A 21,326-nucleotide genomic window follows, 5' to 3' on the forward strand; every position below is an offset into this window, starting at 1 on the left:
TGGCGACGCAAAGCGTCTTATCCGGCCTACAAATTGCACGATTTTGTAGGCCGGATAAGCGTTAGCGCCATCCGGCGTGTATTAGGCGTAAAACTTCAGCCGTTCTGCCAGCAAATCGACAAACCCTTGACGATCCACGTCTACCATTACGGTGGCGTTTGGCTTATTGCCGCTCAGGAAGTAGTAATCCACCACGGTCATTCCCTGGGTATATTTACCCTGAGTTTCCACGCCGACCCAGCGTTCAACGGTGGTAAACAGTTCAGGTTTCAGCAGCCAGGCAATGGTGCATGGATCATGCAGTGGCGCGCCGATGAATCCCCATTTTTCATCTTTATGATACTCAAAGAAGAAGTCGAGTAGTTCAGCCACGATCGTCGAAATGGGATTGCCGATAGCGCGGAACCGCTCGGTATCTTCGCGATGTATTTGCGCTTTATGCGTGACGTCCAGACCAGCCATCACCACTGGAATGCCAGACTGGAATACGATTTCAGCGGCTTCAGGATCCACGAAAATATTGAACTCGGCGGCGGGCGTCCAGTTTCCGAGGCCCATCGCACCACCCATAATTACGATACGGGCGATTTTGGCGTGCAGCTCAGGATGGCTATTCAGGAGCAATGCGACGTTAGTTTGCGGCCCGGTGGAGACAATCGTCATCGGTTCCGGGCTTTCACGCAGGGTTTTCGCCATCAGTTCCACGGCGGTACAGTCTTGTGGCGCAAAAGCGGGTTCCGGCAGCGCCGGGCCATCCAGCCCACTCTCGCCGTGAACGTTATCGGCGATAATCAGATCGCGCATTAGTGGTTTCACTGCGCCACCAGCCACTGGGATATCCGTACGGTTGAGCAACGTTAACATGCGCAACACGTTACGCAGCGTTTTGTCAGGTGTCTGGTTACCGGCTGATGAGGTTATCGCTTTCACATCCAGTTCTGGTGAGGCGAGGGCGAGCACAATTGCGATAGCGTCGTCATGACCCGGATCGCAATCAAACAGGATAGGAAGTGCCATTGATGCTCCTTGTAAGTGGGACTTTGTGACAAGGTTAACGCTGGGCTGTATGTGTTTCGAGAGGCGAAGGGATAAAGCGTGAGGTGGCGCGCACATGGAGGTGCGCGCCAGCAAGATTAGTGCAGTATTTTCGCGAGGAAGTCTTTGGCGCGGTCCGATTTCGGATTAGCGAAGAACTCTTCTTTCGGCGAGTCTTCAACAATTTTCCCTTCATCCATGAAGATCACCCGGTTCGCCACTTTACGCGCAAAGCCCATTTCGTGGGTTACCACCATCATGGTCATCCCTTCATTGGCCAGTTCAACCATAACATCCAGTACTTCGTTGATCATTTCAGGATCAAGCGCCGACGTTGGTTCGTCAAACAGCATGGCGATAGGATCCATGCACAGCGCCCGGGCGATAGCGACACGCTGTTGCTGGCCCCCTGAGAGCTGAGCTGGAAACTTCTCCGCATGTGCTGACAGACCAACGCGTTCCAGTAACTTTTGCGCTTTGTCGCGGGCCGGCTTTTTATCGCGCTTGAGCACTTTTACCTGCGCCAGAGTCAGGTTCTCAATGATCGACAGGTGAGGGAACAGTTCAAAGTGCTGGAACACCATACCAACGCGAGAGCGCAGTTTGGCCAGATCGGTTTTTTTATCATTCACCACGGTACCATCAACGGTGATGACGCCTTGTTGTACCGGCTCCAGCCCGTTCACCGTTTTGATAAGCGTTGATTTACCTGAACCTGACGGGCCGCAGACCACCACCACTTCCCCTTTTTTCACTTCCGTGGAGCAGTCGGTCAGCACCTGAAAGTGACCATACCATTTAGAAACATTTTTCAGGGTAATCATTAAACTGTCCTTTTCTTCAAATAGCTGACCAACAACGATGCGCTCAGACTGAATACAAAATAAACGGCGCCAGCAAACAGGATCATTTCAACCTGTGTGCCGTCACGCTCGCCAATGGTAGAGGCGGTACGGAAGAAGTCTGCCAGACTTAATACGTAGACCAGCGAGGTATCCTGGAAGAGTACGATGCCCTGGGTTAGCAGCAGCGGTACCATCGCGCGGAATGCCTGCGGCAGAATAATGAGCTTCATCGACTGCCAGTGGGTCATCCCTAGCGCCAGCGCGGCGCTGGATTGCCCACGAGAAATACTCTGGATACCGGCACGGATAATCTCGGAATAGTACGCTGCTTCAAACATCGAAAACGCGACCATTGCTGAGATCAGGCGAATATCGGTTTTTGGCGACAGACCCAGTACGTTTTGCAGGAAGCCGGGCACAATCAGGTAGAACCACAGCAGCACCATGACCAGCGGAATAGAACGAAATACGTTGACGTAGCCTTTCGCAAACCAGGCTATCGGCGCGAAGCTGGACAGACGCATGACGGCCAGGATAGTTCCCCATACGATACCAATGACTACCGCCGTAACGGTGATTTTCAGCGTGATCATCAGCCCGTCCAGCAGATACGGCAGGGAAGGGATGATAGAACTCCAGTCAAATTCGTACATTATTTGCCTCCCAAATTGCCAGGCAGGCGGATTTTACGTTCAACGAGATTCATCACCAGCATGATGACGGCGTTAATCAGCACGTAAGCCAGAGTGATAGCGGTAAACGATTCCCATGCGTGGGCGGAGTAATCCAGCAGTTTGCCCGCCTGTGCCGCCATATCGACCAGGCCGATGGTGGAGGCGATCGCGGAGTTCTTCACCAGGTTCATCATCTCTGAGGTCATTGGCGGAACAATCACGCGGTATGCGTTTGGCAACAGAACATAGCGGTAGGCCTGCGGTAACGTCAGCCCCATCGCCAGTGCGGCGTTTTTCTGCCCACGAGGCAGAGACTGAATAGCGGCGCGAACCTGTTCGCAGACGCGCGCGGCGGTAAACAGCCCCAGACAAAGCATTGATGAGAGGAAGAACTGGATGTTGGGATCCAACTCAGCCTTGAACCACATCCCAATGTTTTCCGGCAGCAGTTCCGGAATAACCAGATACCAGGTAAAAAACTGGACGATGAGCGGAACGTTACGAAACAGCTCAACGTACAGCGTGCCGATCCCAGAAAGGAAACGATTTGGAACGGTACGTAAGATGCCGAATAAAGAGCCTATGAGGAAAGCGATAATCCAGGCGGTGATGGATAACGCGACAGTGACCTGGAAACCACTCCAGAGCCAGCCGAGATAGGTGGTGTTGCCGAACGGGGCTTGTTGTAAAAAAATACCCCAGTTCCAGTCTATAGACATAAATCTACTCCAGAAAAAAAAGGGTAGCAGCGCTACCCTCGAAGATTGTTATTCGGCGTTTTGCGGTTTTCAGGCCTGATGGGGAACGACCATCAGGCTTATAGTCTGTCCGTGCCGAGTAACAATCGAGAGGGAGGGGAAGCCTCCCATTTATTTTAGTTAGTTAAGCGCTTTATCATTCGGTTCTTTGAACAGGGCTTTCATCTCGTCTGACAGTTCGAAATTCATGTTCAGGTTCTTCGGTGGAATTGGATTTTTAAACCACTTATCAAACCATTTCTCAGCTTCGCCTGAGGTTTGCGCCTTGGCGATAGTGTCGTCCATCAGCTTTTTGAACTCAGGATCATCTTTGCGCAACATACAGCCGTAGGCTTCCTGAGACTGTGGCTTGCCGACGATCTCCCAGTTGTCTGGTTTCTTCGCTTTCGCGCGCTCGCCAGCCAGCAGGGCGTCATCCATCATAAAGGCAACGGCGCGACCGCTTTCCAGAGTACGGAAAGAGTCACCGTGGTCTTTCGCGCTGATGATGCGCATATCCATTTTTTGTTCTTCATTCAGCTTGTGCAGCAGAACTTCGGAGGTGGTACCTGAAGTCACGACTACGGCTTTACCTTTCAGATCGGCGAAATCTTTAACGTCGCCGCCTTTTTTCGCCAGCAGACGGGTGCCGACAACGAAAATGGTGTCAGAGAAAGCCGCTTGTTTTTGGCGCTCGACGTTGTTGGTGGTGGATCCACATTCAAAATCGAAGGTGCCGTTTTGCAGCAGCGGGATACGGTTTTGTGAAGTAATCGGGATCAGTTTCACCTGCAGATCAGGCTTGTTCAGCTTTTTCTTCACGGCTTCAACGATCGCGTTGGAGTAATCCTGTGAATAACCGACCACTTTTTGCTGATTATCGTAGTAAGAAAACGGTACTGATGATTCACGGTGGCCGACAACGATCACGCCATTTTTGGCGATCTTATCCAGCGTGCTGCCTGCCGCTGGTGCTGCGTCTTCTGCGTGCGCCAGACCGGCGGACATTCCCATGACCAGCATGGCAGTGGCGAGCTTACGTAATTGCATATCCAACTCCTTTATCGTCTGCGCCAGGGACGCATTGATACCCATTGTGATGTTGTTATTGTTTGCTACTAAAACGTGCAGTCTTGTATGTGTTTGTTAACATTTAGTTTGGATGAATGTAAAGAATTTGCTGTGTTATTGTTTGTTTTTGCGAAGTGCGCCGCACCATTTGGGGGCAAAAATATCTTGTTGCACTTTTCAGGTGCTACCGGCGCTCAACTTTGGTGCGACCAGGTTGCACATTCAGCCAAAACAGCGTTTGCCTTGTAGAACAAAGCAATAGACGTGCCAGAATGGTCTTTGGGAGGGGGAAGTAGGCCTGATAAGCGTAGCGCCATCAGGCACGATGCTGCACAACTGCCGGATGGCGGCGTACCGCCTTATCCGGCCTGCATTTGATGGGGCACTGTTTTACTTACGACGTTGACGCAGACTCATTACCACTGCGCCAAAGCCAAACAGCGCGGTTAGCAGCCAGAGCGGCCAGTTTCCGGTACGGGCATAAGGGGTTAAGCCCGTCGTTGGCGTCACGCTGGTGGTCAGCACCTGACGGGTAAACTGCGGGATCATCGCCTGAACTTCGCCCTGCGGACCAATCACCGCCGTAATACCGTTGTTGGTGCTACGCAGCAGAGGTCGCGCCAGCTCCAGGGAACGCATACGCGCCATCTGGAAGTGCTGCCACGGGCCAATAGATTTACCAAACCATGCATCGTTAGAGATAGTCAGCAGGTAGTCCGTATCCGGGCGGAAGTTATCCCGTACCTGTTCGCCAAGAATGATTTCGTAGCAGATGGCAGCGGTCAGCTTAAAGCCGTGTGCATGCAACTGTGGCTGTACATAAGGACCGCGGCTGAACGAAGACATTGGCAGGTCAAAGAATGGCGCTAGCGGGCGTAGGATAGATTCCAGCGGGACAAACTCGCCAAACGGTACCAGATGGTTTTTGTTATAGCGGTTGCTGGAGTCGTAGCTGTATGGGCTGTCTTTACCCAGTGTGATGATGGTGTTGTAGGTGTCGTAACGATTCTGCTTGTTCAGACGTGCGTCTACAATACCGGTAATCAGCGTGCTATTTTTCGATTTCAGCAGGTCATCCATCATACTCAGAAAACGCTGCTGGTTAATTTCCAGGTCCGGAATAGCGGATTCTGGCCAGATGATGAGCTGTGATTTGCCCATCTCAGGCTGGGTGGCGTCGAGATAAATCTTCAGGGTGTTGAGTAACTGGCCTTCATCCCATTTGAGCGACTGCGGGATGTCACCCTGCACCATCGAGACCTGGGTGGTTTTTTCCGGCTCCAGCGTGTACCACTGAATATAACGTAGCGGGAAGGGCAGAGCGAAAAGCACCACGGCGGCAGCCAGCGGCTTCCAGTTACGCGTTACCAGTGCAAGTGCCAGCAGGCCGCTAACCATCATCAGCAGGAAGTTTATCGCCTCAACGCCCATTACCGGCGCCAGCCCTTTTAACGGACCGTCGATCTGGCTGTAGCCGAATTGCAACCACGGAAAACCGGTCAGTACCCAGCCGCGTAGAAATTCAGTGATTTGCCAGACTACCGGCGCGGCAATCGCTACACGTATCCAGGTAGTTTTCGGCCACAGACGCGCCAAAACGCCGGCAAACAGGCCAGTGTAGAGGGAAAGGTAAGCAGCAAGCAGAACCACGAGGAAGACGTTAACGGGGCCCGGCATACCGCCAAACTGCGCGATACTGACGTAAACCCAGTTGATGCCTGAGCCAAACAGTCCCAGTCCCCAGAAGTAGCCGATAGCGGAAGACTGGAGCGGACGGCGGTTGAAGGTGAGAGCCTGCAGACCCATCAGCGAAACAATCGCAGCGGGCCAGATGTCATACGGTGAGAAAGCCAGTGTCCCGCAGGCACCGAATAATAACGCCAGCAGCAGGCGAATGCGCTGGCGTTCAATTAAAGGGGCAAATGCCATGTAGTCTTAGATCCAGTTTCGGGTTTATTCGTCCAGTTTGGGCTGGGGTGAGTCGTCCGGAATTCTGACATGAACCTGAATAATACGACGGCTGTCGGCCATTGCCACTTTGAACTGGTAACCATCAATGTCGATGGTCTCTCCACGCGCGGGCAGATGGCCGAAGGCCTGCATGACCAACCCGCCAATGGTATCCACTTCTTCATCGCTGAAATGCGTGCCGAAAGCTTCGTTGAAGTCTTCAATTGGCGCCAGCGCGCGAATAGTCCAGGTGTGGCGACTGAGCTGACGGAAATCAATATCGTCTTCTTCGTCGTACTCATCTTCAATTTCACCGACAATCAGTTCAAGGATGTCCTCAATGGTCACCAGACCTGAGACACCGCCGAACTCGTCGATGACGATAGCCATATGATAACGCTGGGAGCGGAACTCTTTCAGCATGCGGTCAACCCGCTTGCTTTCAGGGACGACAACCGCCTGGCGTAACACTTTCTCCATGCTGAAGGCTTCGGCATCGCTACGCATAAACGGCAGCAGATCTTTGGCCATCAGAATCCCTTCGATGTGATCCTTGTCTTCGCTAATTACCGGGAAACGCGAGTGGGCAGACTCGATAATGACATCGAGGCATTCGTCCAGAGTTTGGTTGCGTTTCAGGGTAATCATCTGGGAGCGAGGGATCATGATGTCGCGAACGCGTTGGTCCGCAATATCCATTACCCCTTCGAGCATATCGCGCGTATCTTCATCGATAAGGTCGTTTTGCCCGGAATCACGGATCAGCTCCAACAGTTCGTCGCGGTTTTTCGGTTCACCGTGGAAAAGTTGGCTCAGTAACAGGGAAAAAAATCCCTTTTTGCTGTTTAAGGTGTCACTACTGTGTGAATTGTCGTCGCTCATGGCGTCGTATGGGTTCTCATGTTAGTTAATACAAAGCGCGTCATGCGTTTACTCAGCTGTTGACGGCATATCTCTTCATTGTACTTCAAACCAGGTAGGCCTTATCAGGCCTACAAGATGTCGAAATGCTTACTCTTTCTCGGCAATGTACGGATCCTCATAGCCCAGAGCAAGCATAATCTCTGTTTCGAGGGATTCCATCTCTTCCGCTTCATCGTCTTCAATATGGTCGTAGCCGAGTAAATGCAGGCTACCGTGCACCACCATGTGCGCCCAGTGGGCCTCAAGCGGTTTGCCTTGCTCCTGCGCTTCTTTCTCAACCACCTGACGGCAGATGATCAAATCGCCCAGCAGCGGCATCTCAATGCCCGGAGGAGCCTCAAACGGGAAAGAGAGCACGTTGGTGGATTTATCTTTCCCGCGATAGGTCAGGTTCAGGTCGTGGCTTTCCGCGTCATCGACCAGACGAATCGTCACTTCAGACTCTTCCTGAAATTGGGGGATCACCGCATCCAGCCAGCCCTGAAACTGACTTTCTGTTGGCAAACCGGATTCGTCTTCACATGCCAGCTGTAAATCGAGGATAACCTGACTCATTTTTGTTCCTGCTCCTGAGCTTCGCGCTTGCGTTCTGCAGCCTGCTCGGCTTTGCGTTTCTGTTCTGCTTCTTCCCAGGCTTCATACGCCGTGACGATACGGGCAACCACCGGGTGGCGCACCACGTCTTCGCTATGGAAGAAATTAAAACTAATTTCGTCGACTTCAGCCAACACTTCAATGGCATGACGCAGACCGGATTTGGTGCTACGCGGCAGGTCAATCTGGGTGATATCGCCAGTGATGACCGCTTTGGAGTTAAAGCCGATACGGGTCAGGAACATTTTCATCTGTTCGATGGTGGTGTTCTGGCTTTCATCAAGAATGATGAACGCATCGTTCAACGTGCGACCGCGCATATAGGCCAGTGGCGCAACTTCAATGACGTTACGCTCAATCAGCTTTTCAACCTTTTCAAAGCCGAGCATTTCGAAAAGCGCGTCATACAGCGGTCGTAAATACGGATCGACTTTCTGGCTGAGATCTCCTGGCAGGAATCCCAGTTTTTCGCCCGCTTCCACTGCCGGACGGGTCAGCAGAATGCGACGGATCTCCTGACGCTCAAGCGCATCAACCGCAGCGGCAACCGCGAGATACGTTTTACCCGTACCCGCAGGGCCAACGCCAAATGTGATGTCGTGGTCGAGGATATTCGCAATGTACTGTGCCTGGTTCGGCGTGCGCGGCTTAATTACTCCACGCTTGGTTTTTATGTTCACCGCTTTGCCAAATTCAGGCACGCTGTCTGCGCTTTGCTCAAGCACACGCGCTTCTTTGATCGCCAGATGAATTTGTTCGGGCTCGATGTCCTGCGTCTGACCGCGCATTGGGGCGGTATCGACGTACAGGCTACGTAAAATATCTGCCGCAGCGGTGACGCAAATTGGACGACCGGTCAGTTTAAAGTGGTTATCACGGCGGTTAATTTCGATGCCGAGGCGACGTTCCAGCTGTTTGATGTTGTCATCAAATGGGCCGCAAAGGCTCAACAGGCGGGCGTTGTCTGCGGGTTCAAGGGTGATTTCGCGAGTGTCTATGTTCAAACTGTTCCTCTTATGCATGTCTCGCCGGACGCTGAACATTTACCGGCATCTAAGGAAATTATTCACGCCATGGGGGAAAGGCGCAAGCATTGCAGCAAATATGGGGATGATAGGGCAGATTACAAGGCCCGCCGGGACAGCGAGCCCAGGATTGTAGGCCCGATAAGTGTAGCGGTATCGGGCCCTTTTACGTCTTTCAGTGGGATTAAGGCTGATAAATACCGACGCCCAGATCGTTTTCTTTGCGGGTACGCGCAATGACCGATTCAGGGGATTCTGCGATACGCAGACCCATTTCGTCCTCGGTACGCACCACTTTACCGCGCAGGGAGTTAGTCCAGACATCGGTAATTTCTACGTCCACGAACTTACCGACCATATCCGGGGTGCCTTCAAAGTTCACCACACGGTTATTTTCGGTACGGCCTGACAGTTCCATAATGCTCTTCCGCGATGTGCCTTCAACCAGAATGCGCTGGGTCGTGCCGACCATACGGCGGCTCCAGGCCATAGCTTGCTGGTTGATACGCTCCTGTAGAATGTACAGACGCTGTTTCTTCTCTTCTTCCGGTACGTCGTCAACCATATCGGCGGCAGGGGTGCCAGGACGCGCAGAGAAAATAAAGCTGTAGCTCATGTCAAAATTGACGTCAGCAATCAGCTTCATGGTCTGCTCGAAATCCTGCGTGGTCTCACCCGGGAAGCCAACGATGAAGTCGGAGCTAATCTGGATATCCGGACGCGCAGCACGCAGTTTGCGGATGATCGCTTTGTATTCCAGCGCGGTATGGGTACGCCCCATCAGGTTCAGTACGCGGTCTGAACCGCTCTGTACCGGCAGATGCAGGAAGCTCACCAACTCTGGCGTATCACGATAAACTTCAACGATATCATCGGTGAATTCGATCGGATGGCTGGTGGTGAAGCGGATACGATCAATACCGTCGATCGCTGCAACCAGACGTAACAGATCGGCAAAAGATCCAATCGTGCCGTCGTAGTTCTCACCACGCCAGGCGTTCACGTTTTGCCCCAGCAGGTTCACTTCACGCACGCCTTGGGCTGCAAGCTGGGCGATTTCAAACAGAATATCATCCGCCGGACGGCTGACTTCCTCACCGCGGGTGTAGGGCACCACGCAGTAAGTACAATATTTATTACAACCTTCCATGATGGACACAAACGCGCTTGGACCTTCAGCACGCGGTTCTGGCAGGCGGTCGAACTTTTCGATCTCCGGGAAACTGATATCAACCACCGGGCTACGGGTCGTGCTTCCACGCACTTTGTTGATCATTTCCGGCAGGCGGTGCAGAGTTTGCGGCCCAAAAATAATATCGACGTAATGCGCGCGCTGGCGAATATGATCGCCTTCCTGAGACGCAACACAGCCACCGACCCCAATGATGAGCTTGGGGTTTTTCTCTTTTAACAGTTTCCAGCGGCCCAGTTGATGGAACACTTTTTCCTGAGCCTTCTCACGGATTGAGCAGGTATTCAGCAGCAGCACATCCGCTTCTTCGGCCACGTCTGTCAGTTGATACCCATGAGTGGCATCCAGCAGATCGGCCATCTTCGATGAATCGTATTCGTTCATCTGACAGCCCCAGGTTTTAATATGGAGTTTTTTGGTCATCGACTTGCTCTTGCGAAATTGTGGCTGAAATGCAGGGCGCATAGTGTACTGCTTTGGCGCGGTTGTGACCAGTATGACGGATGTCAGCCTCAAGGGGTAAAAAATCCTGTAAACTTACACAATACATGTAACTGGATAATTGACCATGACAAATCAACCAACGGAAATTGCCATTGTCGGCGGGGGGATGGTCGGCGGCGCGCTGGCGCTTGGACTGGCGCAGCATGGATTTACGGTAACGGTCATTGAGCATGCCGTTCCCGCGCCGTTTGTGGCTGACGGACAGCCTGATGTCAGAATTTCTGCCATAAGTTCCGCATCGGTGTCGTTGCTAAAAGGGCTGGGCGTCTGGGATACGGTGCAGGGGATGCGCAGCCATCCTTATCGTCGACTGGAAACGTGGGAGTGGGAAAATGCCCATGTGATGTTTGATGCCGCCGAGCTTAAGCTGCCTCTGTTGGGCTATATGGTGGAAAACACGGTCCTGCAACAGGCGCTCTGGCAGGCGCTGCAAGCTAACCCTAAAGTCACGCTGCGCGTACCGGCGTCCCTGATTTCTTTGCATCAACATAACGATCGGCATGAGCTTGAGCTGGCAGGTGGCGAAACTATTAGCGCGAAGCTGGTCATCGGCGCCGATGGTGCCAACTCTCAGGTGCGAAAAATGGCCGGGATTGGTATCCATGCCTGGCAGTACGCGCAGTCCTGTATGTTGATAACCGTGCAATGCGAAAATTCACCGGGAGACAGCACCTGGCAGCAATTTACGCCTGACGGCCCGCGCGCGTTTTTACCGCTGTTTGATAACTGGGCCTCGTTGGTGTGGTACGACTCACCGGCTCGCATCCGCCAATTGCAAGCGCTGAATATGCCGCAATTGCAGACGGAGATTGCTAAACATTTTCCATCGCGACTCGGTAAGGTGATGCCAGTGGCTGCGGGGGCGTTCCCGCTTACGCGTCGTCATGCGCTGCAATATGTGCAACCGGGTCTGGCGCTGGTAGGTGATGCCGCGCATACCATTCATCCGCTGGCGGGGCAGGGCGTTAATCTGGGCTTTCGTGATGTCGATGCGTTGATTGATGTGCTGGTGAACGCGCGCAGCTACGGTGAATCCTGGGCCAGTCAGCCGGTGCTCAAGCGCTATCAGAATCGCCGTATGACTGACAATTTCATCATGCAAAGCGGTATGGATCTGTTCTATGCCGGATTCAGCAATAACCTGCAGCCGCTGCGCATCATGCGTAATCTCGGGCTCATGGCCGCAGAGCGCGCTGGCGTACTGAAACGTCAGGCACTGAAGTATGCGTTAGGGTTGTAATTCAGGCAGGCCTACGGGGAAAATACGTAGGCCTGATAAGCGGAGCGCCATCAGGCGATAAATGCAGAAAAGCAAAAAGCTCGCCGAAGCGAGCTTTTTTAATATGGCTGGGGTACGAGGATTCGAACCTCGGAATGCTGGTATCAGAAACCAGAGCCTTACCGCTTGGCGATACCCCAACGGGCGCACCCACAGAGTGGACGACTTTTTGAAATTGGCTGGGGTACGAGGATTCGAACCTCGGAATGCTGGTATCAGAAACCAGAGCCTTACCGCTTGGCGATACCCCAACAATTTTTTGGATTTACCGAACGAGTCGATACGTCCTTAATATGGTGGCTACGACGGGATTCGAACCTGTGACCCCATCATTATGAGTGATGTGCTCTAACCAGCTGAGCTACGTAGCCAAATACTAACATTTTCTTCGATGGCTGGGGTACCTGGATTCGAACCAGGGAATGCCGGTATCAAAAACCGGTGCCTTACCGCTTGGCGATACCCCAATGACCGTTGCGGTGAACCGCTATATCGAAGAAAAAAATGGCTGGGGTACCTGGATTCGAACCAGGGAATGCCGGTATCAAAAACCGGTGCCTTACCGCTTGGCGATACCCCATCCGTGCAACGCTTACGGGTGAATGGTGCGGGAGGCGAGACTTGAACTCGCACACCTTGCGGCGCCAGAACCTAAATCTGGTGCGTCTACCAATTTCGCCACTCCCGCAAAAAAAGATGGTGGCTACGACGGGATTCGAACCTGTGACCCCATCATTATGAGTGATGTGCTCTAACCAGCTGAGCTACGTAGCCATCTTTTTTTCGCGTAACCTTATCGGCGTTGCGGGGCGCATTATGCGTATTGAGCCTTGAAGCGTCAACCCCTTTTTCATTGAAAATAGCTGGAATGTGACTGTTTGGTTAGGTTGCGAACAGCATGACGCAATATTCGGCAATTATTAGTTATTAATTGTTTTTTTGCACAGAAAACAAACATAAAAAAAGAGCCCCGCAGGGCTCTTATCTAAGGATTAACTTATTTATAAGCGGACTGGTGTACGCCAACGGCACGGCCAGACGGATCGTTCATGGTTTTAAACGCCTCATCCCATTCGATTGCTTTGGCAGAAGAACAGGCAACCGACGGCCCGCCAGGCACGCATTCGGCAGCGCTTGCTACCGGGAACAACTCTTCGAAAATCTCACGGTACAAATACGCTTCTTTTGACGATGGCGTGTTGTACGGGAAACGGAAGCTGGCGGTTTCCAGTTGTTGGTCTGAAACTTGTTCTGCAGCCACCTCTTTCAGCGTGTCAATCCAGCTGTAACCGACACCGTCAGAGAACTGCTCTTTCTGACGCCATGCGACGCTTGCCGGCAGGTAGGACTCAAAACATTCGCGCAGAACGTGTTTTTCCATTTTGCCGTTGCCGCACATTTTGTCCTGCGGGTTGATGCGCATCGCCACATCAAGGAATTTCTTATCCAGGAAGGGCACGCGAGCTTCTACACCCCAGGCCGACATGGCTTTGTTGGCACGGGCGCAGTCGAACATATGCAGCGCTTGCAGCTTGCGCACGGTTTCTTCGTGCAGTTCTTTTGCATCTGGCGCTTTGTGGAAATAGAGATAGCCGCCAAACACCTCGTCCGAACCTTCACCCGACAACACCATTTTAATACCCATCGCTTTAATTTTACGCGACATTAAGTACATTGGCGTCGAGGCGCGAATCGTCGTGACATCGTAAGTTTCGATGTGGTAAATCACGTCGCGGATCGCATCCAGACCTTCCTGCACGGTGAAGTGGATCTCATGGTGCACGGTCCCCAGATGGTTCGCCACCTCTTGCGCAGCTTTCAGATCCGGAGCGCCTTCCAGGCCGACGGCGAAGGAGTGCAGCTGTGGCCACCAGGCTTCGCTACGTTCCTGATCTTCAACACGGCGTGCCGCGTATTTTTTAGTTATCGCGGAAATGACGGATGAATCCAGACCGCCGGACAACAGAACTCCATAAGGAACATCTGACATCAGGTGACTTTTCACCGCATCTTCCAGCGCCTGGCGCAGCTCGTTTTTATCGGTAACGTTGTCTTTGACGGCATCGTATTCAAACCAGTCGCGCTGGTAGTACTGACGAATTTCACCGTCTTTACTCCACAAATAGCTACCGGCTGGGAATTCTTTGATTGTGCGGCAGACGGGAACCAGCGCTTTCATTTCAGACGCAACGTAGAAGTTACCGTGCTCGTCGTAACCCATATACAGCGGGATGATCCCGATATGATCACGACCGATCAGGTAGGCGTCCTGCTCGCTGTCGTACAGGGCAAAAGCGAACATGCCTTGCAGGTCATCGAGGAACGCGGGTCCTTTTTCCTGATACAGCGCGAGGATAACTTCGCAGTCGGAACCGGTCTGGAACTGGTAGCGATCGCCGTATTCAGCACGCAGTGTCTGGTGGTTATAAATTTCACCGTTAACCGCCAGGATATGTGTCTTCTTCACGTTGTACAGCGGCTGAGCACCGGCATTGACGTCGACGATGGACAGACGTTCGTGCGCCAGAATGGCGTTATCACAGGCGTAAATACCTGACCAGTCCGGGCCGCGGTGGCGCATCAGACGAGACAGTTCCAGGGCCTTTTTACGCAGTTCAACTGCGTCAGTTTTAATATCGAATACGCCAAAAATAGAACACATAACCTTCTCCGTTAACCTGTTGCGTGATGCTTTTTATGTTTGCTTGATAAAGAAAATGCCGCAAAGCTGGAGAGGGCGCAAGCGAATTACGGGTCAGAAAATAAAAAACGCAATGGTCATTGCTGATTGATGAAAAAAGATTATGTAATGAACGCTATTATTGATGAATCAACAGTGAAGTGGTGATTTTATTGAATGGATGTATTTTTCAGGCCGGATAACTTGCAGATGTTGTTATCCGGCTAAAGAGATTAAATGACGTCTATTTCAGCAACGGACGGGTAAATCCAGCTTGGTCTGAACGGCATGTTGTCAATATCATCAAGCTTGGATACGCCAGACAGTACCAGGATAGTTTCCAGACCCGCCTGAAAACCTGCCAGAATATCGGTACGCAGGTTGTCACCAACGATAACGGTTTCTTCCGAGTGCGCCTGCATTTTGTTGAGAGCCGCGCGAATAATCCACGGGCTGGGTTTGCCGACATAAAACGGTTTACGACCTGAGATCTTCTCAATACCGGCACAGAGTGCTCCACAGGCGGGATAAAAGCCGCGACCGTGGGTATCCGGGTTAGTAGCGATAAAACGCGCGCCGTTGGCGACAAAATAGGCTGCTTTATGCATCATGTCCCAGTTATAGGAACGTGTCTCGCCAACAATCACAAAATCGGGGTTCACGTCGGTAATGGTAAATCCAGCTTTATACAGTTCGTGAATTAACGCGCCTTCACCCACCACGTAGGCCTTTTTCCCTTCCTGGCGACGAAGAAAATCAGCGGTAGCCATCGCGGAAGTATAAAAGACGCTATCAGGGACATTCACACCCGCGGTGGCGAAGCGGTTTGCCAGATCTTGCCCGGTCTGCGAAGGGTAGTTAGTCAGCAGGACTAACGGCAGGCCTTTTTCCAGGATCCCAGTCAGAAATTCTGCCGCACCCGGTACAGCAACATTGTCGTGCATCAGCACGCCGTCGATATCACAAATTACATTCTTAATGGCCATGGACAATCCGACATTAAAAAAAGAAGGCATTACTATACACAAAATACACTACATCATTCGAGTTGCATCAAGGCGGCAAGTCTGCGAACCCCTGGAGCTTACTGAAGTAAGTGACCGGGGTGAGCAGATGCAGCTAACGCAGAGGCAGCTCGAAGGATGACGTGTATTAGTTTTCCAGCAAACGTTGCAGCAGTGTACCGTTGAGCATTGCGCGCTTCACCAGCGCAAAGGCGCCAATGGCGGAGCGGTGATCCAGCGTGGACCGAACCACCGGTAAATTATGGCGAAACGCCTTTAACGCCTGCGTGTTGATACAGCTTTCTATTGCAGGCAGCAGCACCTTATCTGCATCGGTAATTTCGCCCGCAATGACGATTTTTTGCGGGTTAAACAGGTTGATGGCAATGGCGATAGTTTTACCCAGATGGCGACCAACGTGCTCAATGACTTCTGCTGCCAGATTATCGCCTTTATTCGCGGCCTTACAGATGGCTTTGATGCTGCAATCATCCAGCGTGAGTCGACTTGGATAACCCTGCTTCAGTAAGTTCTGCACGCGATGTTCAATAGAAGCATTGGCGGCAATGGTTTCCAGGCAGCCGAAATTACCGCAGTGACAGCGCTCACCCAGCGGCTCTACCTGAATATGACCAATCTCGCCGACGTTGCCATTGCGACCGATGAAAATTCGGCCATTGGAGATGATACCCGCACCGGTTCCGCGGTGCACTCGCACCAAAATGGAGTCTTCGCAATCCTGGCTTGCCCCGAAATAGTGCTCAGCCAGCGCCAGGCTGCGAATATCGTGACCAACAAAGCAGGTGACTTTGAAGCGTTTTTCGAGCGCTTCGACCAGTCCCCAGTTTTCGACCTGAATGTGTGGCATATAGCGGATGACGCCGCTTTCAGGATCGACAAGGCCTGGCAGGATGACAGAAATTGCGATCAGCTCACGGATTTTCCGCTGGCAGCTCTCAATAAAGATGGCAATGGTGTTGAGCAGCGCATATTCCAGCGTTTCCTGGGTGCGCTCCGGGAGGGGGTAATGCTCTTCGGCGACAACTTTACTGCTCATATCATAGAGCGTGAGCGTTGTGTCGTGGCGACCCAGTCGTACGCCAATGGCGTGGAAATTGCGAGTTTCTGTGACGATAGAGATAGCGCGGCGGCCCCCGGTGGAGGCCTGCTGATCGACTTCTTTGATCAGCCCGCGTTCGATCAACTGACGCGTAATTTTGGTTACGCTGGCGGGGGCAAGCTGGCTTTGCTCGGCAATTTGAATTCGCGAGATTGGCCCGTGTTGGTCAATCAGGCGATAAACCGCCGCGCTGTTAAGCTGTTTTACGAGATCAACATTACCTATTTGAGCTTGTCCGCCTGGTGTCATTCTTTCTCTTACTCAGTAACGACCTCGTTGCCATTAACGATGGTCTTGATGATTTTAAAGTCGTGCGTGAACGCAGTCAGGTTGGCTACTTTGCCTGGCGCGATGCTGCCGAGTTGTTTGTCGACGCCAATGGCGCGAGCAGGGTAGAGCGTTGCCATGCGTAAGACTTCGTCGAGAGCGATATTCGCATGTTCGACCAGATTGCGTACGCCTTCAATCATGGTTAATGATGAACCGCTCAACGTACCGTTCTCATCAACACACAGTCCATTGCGGTAGTATATTGTTTTACCAGCGAAAATGAACTGTTCAATGTTTGCACCTGCTGGCGCGGTCGCGTCAGTAACCAAGCACAGCTTGTCGCCTTTCAGGCGCTTAGCATTACGAATGTTAACGTAGTCAACGTGCAGGCCATCGGCGATGATACCGCAGTAGATATCGGCTTCATCCAAGATAGCGCCCGCCAGACCGGGTTCGCGGCCGGTAATGTACGGCATCGCGTTGAACAGATGCGTTGCAAAGGTAATACCTGCACGGAATCCGATTTTTGCTTCTTTTACCGTTGCATTGGAATGACCCGCAGAAACCACGATACCCGCATTCACCAATTTGGTGATGACCTCTACCGGGACCATTTCTGGTGCCAGTGTGACTTTGGTGATCACATCCGCATTATCGCACAGGAAATCAACCAGTGCAGCGTCCGGCTGACGGACAAATCCCGGATTATGGGTGCCTTTTTTCACCAGGTTCAGCCACGGGCCTTCAAGATGAAGTCCTAATGCCTGATTCGGGTGTTTCGCCAGGTATTCACGCATCACGCGAACACCTTGTTTCATCAGGTCATCGCTGGTGGTGATAAGCGTTGGCAAATAGTTGGTGCAGCCAGATTTTTCATTGGCTTTCTGCATGATTTCCAGCGTTTCAACGGTTACGGCTTCTGCCGTATCGTTAAACTGCACACCGCCGCAGCCGTTCAGCTGTACATCAATAAAACCGGGGGAAACAATGGCCCCATTCAGTGAGCGCTGTTCAATCCCTGACGGTAATTCAGCCAGTGGGCAAACGCTGTCGATCAGGCCATTGGCGACAACAATCGCATGGTCATCAAGAATTTCGTGACCGGTAAAGATCCGGCCCTGGGTTAAAGCATACATTCCGACCCCCGATTTCAAAAAAATGCCGCCCTGCAACTTATCGACAGGGCGGAGACATCAATTACAGACCTTTAATATTTTCCGCTTCTAACTCGTTGAAGTATTTCAGCGTCTTCACTTTCAGTTCCATGGTGGAAGGCTCATCGCAGACCACAACGGCTTTTGGATGCAACTGCAGGCAGCTGATGGTCCACATGTGGTTAACGTTGCCTTCAACGGCGGCTTGCAGCGCCTGTGCTTTCTGGTGGCCCAGAACCAGGATCATCACTTCTTCAGCATCCAGCAGGGTGCCCACGCCAACGGTCAGCGCATATTTAGGCACCTGGCTTACGTCGCCGTCAAAGAAGCGTGAGTTAGCAACACGTGTGTCGTGAGTCAGCGTTTTGATGCGGGTACGGGAAGCCAAAGAGGAAGCTGGCTCGTTGAACGCGATGTGACCATCGTTGCCTACACCGCCCATAAACAGGTGGATTTTACCGTAAGAACGGATTTTTTCTTCATACTGACGGCATTCTGCATCAATATCCGGCGCGTTACCATTGAGGAGGTTGATGTTTTCTGCTGGAATATCAACGTGATCAAAGAAATTGCGGTGCATAAAGCTGTGGTAGCTTTCCGGATGCTCTTTCGGCAGGCCAACATATTCGTCCATGTTGAACGTAACAACATGCTTGAAGCTCACCTGGCCCGCTTTGTGCATTTCAACCAATGCTTTATAAGCTGTCAGCGGAGTACCGCCAGTCGGCAGGCCCAGAACGAACGGACGATCTGCCGTTGGTTTGAACGCGTTAATACGGTTAACGATATGGCGAGCAGCCCATTTGCCGACTTGTTCAGCGGTATTCAGGGGGATCAGTCTCATTCTTCACCTCAAAAGTAAAAGTAAGCAGTTGGCGGATTGAGTCTCTGTGCAGTAATAAGCGTAACCTGGTTTTGCATCGGTAAGGATCAATCCGTTTCGATTTTTTGAATGATAAAATAAGTTTTCCTGGTTAGCCAGTGAAAGGGAGGGTTAATAACGATATTTGGTGACTGGAATCACAAAAAACACGCGTTTAATTTGCGATACGAATTAATTTTTCACACACTCTGAATGTAGATGAATGGTTAATATCGTTGTTCCAGAATCTTGCTGTCAGGAATGGTCGCACAATAAAAATATGGCTTCAAAGAAGCCTAATCGGGGTCTCGTAGGGGGAATAAAATGAATATTTTAGGTTTTTTCCAGCGGCTGGGTAGGGCGTTACAGCTCCCCATCGCTGTGCTGCCAGTCGCGGCACTGCTGCTGCGATTCGGCCAACCAGATTTACTTAACGTACCCTTCATCGCGCAAGCGGGTGGGGCCATCTTTGATAACCTCGCGTTAATTTTTGCGATCGGTGTTGCTTCCAGCTGGTCAAAAGACAGCGCAGGTGCAGCAGCGCTGGCAGGTGCGGTCGGTTATTTCATATTGACCAAAGCAATGGTTACCATTAACCCTGCAATCAATATGGGCGTGCTGGCTGGTATCATCACCGGTCTGGTCGGCGGTGCCGTGTATAACCGCTGGTCTGGTATCAAACTGCCTGACTTCCTGAGCTTCTTTGGCGGCAAACGCTTTGTGCCGATCGCCACTGGCTTCTTCTGTCTGGTGCTGGCTGCTATCTTCGGTTACGTATGGCCGCCGGTACAGAACGCCATCCATGCGGGTGGTGAGTGGATCGTGGGCGCTGGCGCGCTGGGTTCCGGTATCTTTGGTTTCATCAACCGTCTGCTGATCCCAACCGGTCTGCATCAGGTGCTGAACACCATCGCCTGGTTCCAGATTGGCGAATTTACTAACGCTGCAGGTACCGTATTCCACGGTGACATCAACCGCTTCTACGCGGGTGACGGCACTGCGGGTATGTTCATGTCTGGCTTCTTCCCAATCATGATGTTTGGTCTGCCGGGTGCGGCGCTGGCGATGTACTTCGCGGCTCCGAAAGCACGTCGTCCGATGGTTGGCGGTATGCTGCTGTCCGTTGCGATCACCGCGTTCCTGACCGGTGTTACCGAGCCGCTGGAATTCCTGTTCATGTTCCTGGCTCCACTGCTGTACCTCCTGCACGCACTGTTAACGGGTATCAGCCTGTTCGTTGCAACACTGCTGGGGATCCACGCAGGCTTCTCCTTCTCCGCAGGTGCTATCGACTACGTGTTGATGTACAACCTGCCAGCAGCAAGTAAGAACGTCTGGATGCTGGTGGTGATGGGTCTGGTGTTCTTCGTTATCTACTTTGTGCTGTTCAGCGCGGTTATTCGTATGTTTAACCTGAAAACGCCGGGCCGCGAAGATAAAGAAGACGATATCGTTACTGAAGAAGCCAACAGCAACACTGAAGAAGGTTTGGCTCAACTGGCAACCAACTACATTGCAGCGGTTGGCGGTACTGATAACCTGAAAGCGATTGATGCCTGTATCACTCGTCTGCGTCTGACCGTTGCCGACTCCGGTCGCGTAAACGATGCGATGTGTAAGCGTTTAGGTGCATCTGGAGTAGTTAAGCTGAACAAGCAAACTATCCAGGTCATCGTGGGTGCGAAAGCCGAATCCATCGGCGACGAAATGAAGAAAGTTGTCGCGCGTGGTCCGGTGGCAGCAGCATCTGGTGAAAGTGCGCCAGCAGCAGCGGCCCCAGTAGCAAAACCGCAGGCTGTAGCGAATGCAGTCACCGTTGAAGCGCTGGTTTCTCCGATTACTGGTGACGTAGTTGCGCTGGAACAGGTTCCTGATGAAGCCTTCGCCAGCAAAGCAGTAGGCGACGGCGTGGCAGTGAAACCAACGGATAAAATCGTGGTTGCTCCGGCTGCGGGCACTATCGTGAAAATCTTCAACACTAACCATGCGTTCTGCCTGGAAACTGTTAAAGGCGCGGAAATCGTGGTCCATATGGGCATCGATACCGTAGCGCTGGAAGGCAAAGGCTTTAAGCGTCTGGTTGAAGAAGGTGCGGAAGTTACTGCAGGCCAACCGATTCTGGAAATGGATCTGGAGTTCCTGAACGCTAACGCACGTTCGATGATAAGCCCGGTTGTGTGCAGCAACAGCGATGATTTCGGCGCTCTGGTTATTAAAGCCGAAGGTCATGTGGTTGCCGGTCAAACACCACTGTATGAGATTAAAGGTAAATAACTGCTCCTGAGTAAAGTGAGTTAAGTGCCTTAAGCGGCGGGGGATATTCCTCCGCCGCTTTTTTTTGCAGCAAATGCCCTCATATATCCTGTTGAAACACCTTTTTTGTGCAACTAATAGTTGTCTCCTGAC

The 21,326-nt window shown here is 52.1% G+C and carries 17 protein-coding genes and 7 tRNA genes; 2 read left to right on the plus strand and 22 right to left on the minus strand.

The genetic code is table 11. The annotated features are described in order from the left end of the window. Positions 1 to 81: 81 nt before the first annotated feature. The 10 genes from rihA to miaB all read right to left on the minus strand — a co-directional run bounded on the left by rihA (position 82) and on the right by miaB (position 10,470). The gene (rihA, locus tag BZK40_RS10495; RefSeq protein ID WP_079934606.1) at positions 82 to 1,017 is read right to left on the minus strand and encodes a pyrimidine-specific ribonucleoside hydrolase RihA; all 936 of its coding nucleotides are present in this window, start codon (positions 1,015 to 1,017) and stop codon (positions 82 to 84) included. A gap of 116 nt (positions 1,018 to 1,133) precedes the next feature. Continuing rightward, the gene (gene gltL / locus BZK40_RS10500; RefSeq protein WP_003022754.1) at positions 1,134 to 1,859 is read right to left on the minus strand and encodes a glutamate/aspartate ABC transporter ATP-binding protein GltL; all 726 of its coding nucleotides are present in this window, start codon (positions 1,857 to 1,859) and stop codon (positions 1,134 to 1,136) included. After that, positions 1,859 to 2,533 carry a glutamate/aspartate ABC transporter permease GltK gene (gene gltK / locus BZK40_RS10505; RefSeq protein ID WP_048214691.1) on the minus strand — a complete coding sequence of 225 codons (675 nt, stop codon included), beginning with the start codon at positions 2,531 to 2,533 and terminating at the stop codon, positions 1,859 to 1,861. The genes gltL and gltK overlap by 1 nt, the downstream gene beginning before the upstream one ends. Then, positions 2,533 to 3,273: a glutamate/aspartate ABC transporter permease GltJ gene (gene gltJ / locus BZK40_RS10510; protein ID WP_003831316.1), complete on the minus strand. Its 741-nt coding sequence runs from the start codon at positions 3,271 to 3,273 to the stop codon at positions 2,533 to 2,535. The genes gltK and gltJ overlap by 1 nt, the downstream gene beginning before the upstream one ends. A gap of 159 nt (positions 3,274 to 3,432) precedes the next feature. Beyond that, positions 3,433 to 4,341 (minus strand): glutamate/aspartate ABC transporter substrate-binding protein GltI, encoded by a 909-nt coding sequence (gene gltI / locus BZK40_RS10515; protein ID WP_003022762.1) that lies wholly within the window; start codon positions 4,339 to 4,341, stop codon positions 3,433 to 3,435. Positions 4,342 to 4,752: 411 nt separating this feature from the next. Then, positions 4,753 to 6,291, minus strand: a complete 1,539-nt coding sequence (gene lnt, locus BZK40_RS10520) for an apolipoprotein N-acyltransferase (RefSeq protein WP_079934607.1) — start codon at positions 6,289 to 6,291, stop codon at positions 4,753 to 4,755. A 24-nt stretch (positions 6,292 to 6,315) separates the two neighbouring features. Beyond that, on the minus strand, positions 6,316 to 7,194 hold the full coding sequence (gene corC / locus BZK40_RS10525) for a CNNM family magnesium/cobalt transport protein CorC (protein ID WP_003022770.1): 879 nt from the start codon (positions 7,192 to 7,194) through the stop codon (positions 6,316 to 6,318). Between the two features lie 129 nt (positions 7,195 to 7,323). After that, entirely contained in the window at positions 7,324 to 7,791 is a 468-nt protein-coding gene (gene ybeY / locus BZK40_RS10530) for an rRNA maturation RNase YbeY (RefSeq protein WP_003831323.1), read from the minus strand. Then, positions 7,788 to 8,834, minus strand: coding sequence for a PhoH family protein (locus BZK40_RS10535; RefSeq protein WP_003022776.1), 1,047 nt, complete (start codon positions 8,832 to 8,834; stop codon positions 7,788 to 7,790). The genes ybeY and BZK40_RS10535 overlap by 4 nt, the downstream gene beginning before the upstream one ends. A gap of 205 nt (positions 8,835 to 9,039) precedes the next feature. Next, positions 9,040 to 10,470, minus strand: coding sequence for a tRNA (N6-isopentenyl adenosine(37)-C2)-methylthiotransferase MiaB (miaB, locus tag BZK40_RS10545; RefSeq protein ID WP_003022779.1), 1,431 nt, complete (start codon positions 10,468 to 10,470; stop codon positions 9,040 to 9,042). A gap of 145 nt (positions 10,471 to 10,615) precedes the next feature. Between miaB and ubiF the strand changes: the two genes are divergently transcribed. Continuing rightward, complete coding sequence (ubiF, locus tag BZK40_RS10550; RefSeq protein WP_079934609.1) at positions 10,616 to 11,791, plus strand: 3-demethoxyubiquinol 3-hydroxylase; 1,176 nt, start codon at positions 10,616 to 10,618, stop codon at positions 11,789 to 11,791. Between the two features lie 104 nt (positions 11,792 to 11,895). Here ubiF and BZK40_RS10555 read toward each other — a convergent pair. The 12 genes from BZK40_RS10555 to nagB all read right to left on the minus strand — a co-directional run bounded on the left by BZK40_RS10555 (position 11,896) and on the right by nagB (position 18,902). Then, positions 11,896 to 11,970: transfer RNA gene (locus tag BZK40_RS10555), tRNA-Gln, on the minus strand. Positions 11,971 to 12,006: 36 nt separating this feature from the next. Next, positions 12,007 to 12,081 (minus strand) — tRNA-Gln (locus BZK40_RS10560). A gap of 43 nt (positions 12,082 to 12,124) precedes the next feature. Beyond that, a tRNA-Met gene (locus tag BZK40_RS10565) sits at positions 12,125 to 12,201 on the minus strand. 21 nt (positions 12,202 to 12,222) lie between these two features. Continuing rightward, positions 12,223 to 12,297, minus strand: a tRNA-Gln gene (locus BZK40_RS10570). Between the two features lie 38 nt (positions 12,298 to 12,335). Beyond that, positions 12,336 to 12,410: transfer RNA gene (locus BZK40_RS10575), tRNA-Gln, on the minus strand. A 23-nt stretch (positions 12,411 to 12,433) separates the two neighbouring features. Continuing rightward, a tRNA-Leu gene (locus BZK40_RS10580) sits at positions 12,434 to 12,518 on the minus strand. Positions 12,519 to 12,527: 9 nt separating this feature from the next. Continuing rightward, positions 12,528 to 12,604, minus strand: a tRNA-Met gene (locus tag BZK40_RS10585). Positions 12,605 to 12,827: 223 nt separating this feature from the next. Further along, positions 12,828 to 14,492, minus strand: coding sequence for an asparagine synthase B (gene asnB, locus BZK40_RS10590; protein ID WP_008784099.1), 1,665 nt, complete (start codon positions 14,490 to 14,492; stop codon positions 12,828 to 12,830). 251 nt (positions 14,493 to 14,743) lie between these two features. Then, entirely contained in the window at positions 14,744 to 15,496 is a 753-nt protein-coding gene (nagD, locus tag BZK40_RS10595; protein ID WP_003022792.1) for a ribonucleotide monophosphatase NagD, read from the minus strand. A gap of 166 nt (positions 15,497 to 15,662) precedes the next feature. Further along, positions 15,663 to 16,883 (minus strand): DNA-binding transcriptional regulator NagC, encoded by a 1,221-nt coding sequence (gene nagC, locus BZK40_RS10600; protein WP_079934610.1) that lies wholly within the window; start codon positions 16,881 to 16,883, stop codon positions 15,663 to 15,665. Positions 16,884 to 16,891: 8 nt separating this feature from the next. Beyond that, positions 16,892 to 18,040 (minus strand): N-acetylglucosamine-6-phosphate deacetylase, encoded by a 1,149-nt coding sequence (gene nagA / locus BZK40_RS10605; RefSeq protein ID WP_003831339.1) that lies wholly within the window; start codon positions 18,038 to 18,040, stop codon positions 16,892 to 16,894. Between the two features lie 61 nt (positions 18,041 to 18,101). After that, on the minus strand, positions 18,102 to 18,902 hold the full coding sequence (gene nagB / locus BZK40_RS10610) for a glucosamine-6-phosphate deaminase (RefSeq protein WP_003022803.1): 801 nt from the start codon (positions 18,900 to 18,902) through the stop codon (positions 18,102 to 18,104). Positions 18,903 to 19,244: 342 nt separating this feature from the next. Here nagB and nagE point away from each other — a divergent pair, with 342 nt between their 5' ends. Next, the gene (gene nagE / locus BZK40_RS10620; RefSeq protein WP_048235881.1) at positions 19,245 to 21,194 is read left to right on the plus strand and encodes a PTS N-acetyl glucosamine transporter subunit IIABC; all 1,950 of its coding nucleotides are present in this window, start codon (positions 19,245 to 19,247) and stop codon (positions 21,192 to 21,194) included. The last annotated feature ends 132 nt before the right edge of the window (positions 21,195 to 21,326 follow it).

Origin of the sequence: Citrobacter portucalensis, from assembly GCF_002042885.1 — a bacterium.
Classification (GTDB): domain Bacteria; phylum Pseudomonadota; class Gammaproteobacteria; order Enterobacterales; family Enterobacteriaceae; genus Citrobacter; species Citrobacter portucalensis.

What these genes read in the sequence shown, in the direction of transcription:
- rihA (WP_079934606.1), bottom strand. Translation starts at nt 1,017, where the DNA reads ATGGCACTTCCTATCCTGTTTGATTGCGATCCGGGTCATGACGACGCT.
- gltL (WP_003022754.1), bottom strand. Translation starts at nt 1,859, where the DNA reads ATGATTACCCTGAAAAATGTTTCTAAATGGTATGGTCACTTTCAGGTG.
- gltK (WP_048214691.1), bottom strand. Translation starts at nt 2,533, where the DNA reads ATGTACGAATTTGACTGGAGTTCTATCATCCCTTCCCTGCCGTATCTG.
- gltJ (WP_003831316.1), bottom strand. Translation starts at nt 3,273, where the DNA reads ATGTCTATAGACTGGAACTGGGGTATTTTTTTACAACAAGCCCCGTTC.
- gltI (WP_003022762.1), bottom strand. Translation starts at nt 4,341, where the DNA reads ATGCAATTACGTAAGCTCGCCACTGCCATGCTGGTCATGGGAATGTCC.
- lnt (WP_079934607.1), bottom strand. Translation starts at nt 6,291, where the DNA reads ATGGCATTTGCCCCTTTAATTGAACGCCAGCGCATTCGCCTGCTGCTG.
- corC (WP_003022770.1), bottom strand. Translation starts at nt 7,194, where the DNA reads ATGAGCGACGACAATTCACACAGTAGTGACACCTTAAACAGCAAAAAG.
- ybeY (WP_003831323.1), bottom strand. Translation starts at nt 7,791, where the DNA reads ATGAGTCAGGTTATCCTCGATTTACAGCTGGCATGTGAAGACGAATCC.
- miaB (WP_003022779.1), bottom strand. Translation starts at nt 10,470, where the DNA reads ATGACCAAAAAACTCCATATTAAAACCTGGGGCTGTCAGATGAACGAA.
- ubiF (WP_079934609.1), top strand. Translation starts at nt 10,616, where the DNA reads ATGACAAATCAACCAACGGAAATTGCCATTGTCGGCGGGGGGATGGTC.
- asnB (WP_008784099.1), bottom strand. Translation starts at nt 14,492, where the DNA reads ATGTGTTCTATTTTTGGCGTATTCGATATTAAAACTGACGCAGTTGAA.
- nagD (WP_003022792.1), bottom strand. Translation starts at nt 15,496, where the DNA reads ATGGCCATTAAGAATGTAATTTGTGATATCGACGGCGTGCTGATGCAC.
- nagC (WP_079934610.1), bottom strand. Translation starts at nt 16,883, where the DNA reads ATGACACCAGGCGGACAAGCTCAAATAGGTAATGTTGATCTCGTAAAA.
- nagA (WP_003831339.1), bottom strand. Translation starts at nt 18,040, where the DNA reads ATGTATGCTTTAACCCAGGGCCGGATCTTTACCGGTCACGAAATTCTT.
- nagB (WP_003022803.1), bottom strand. Translation starts at nt 18,902, where the DNA reads ATGAGACTGATCCCCCTGAATACCGCTGAACAAGTCGGCAAATGGGCT.
- nagE (WP_048235881.1), top strand. Translation starts at nt 19,245, where the DNA reads ATGAATATTTTAGGTTTTTTCCAGCGGCTGGGTAGGGCGTTACAGCTC.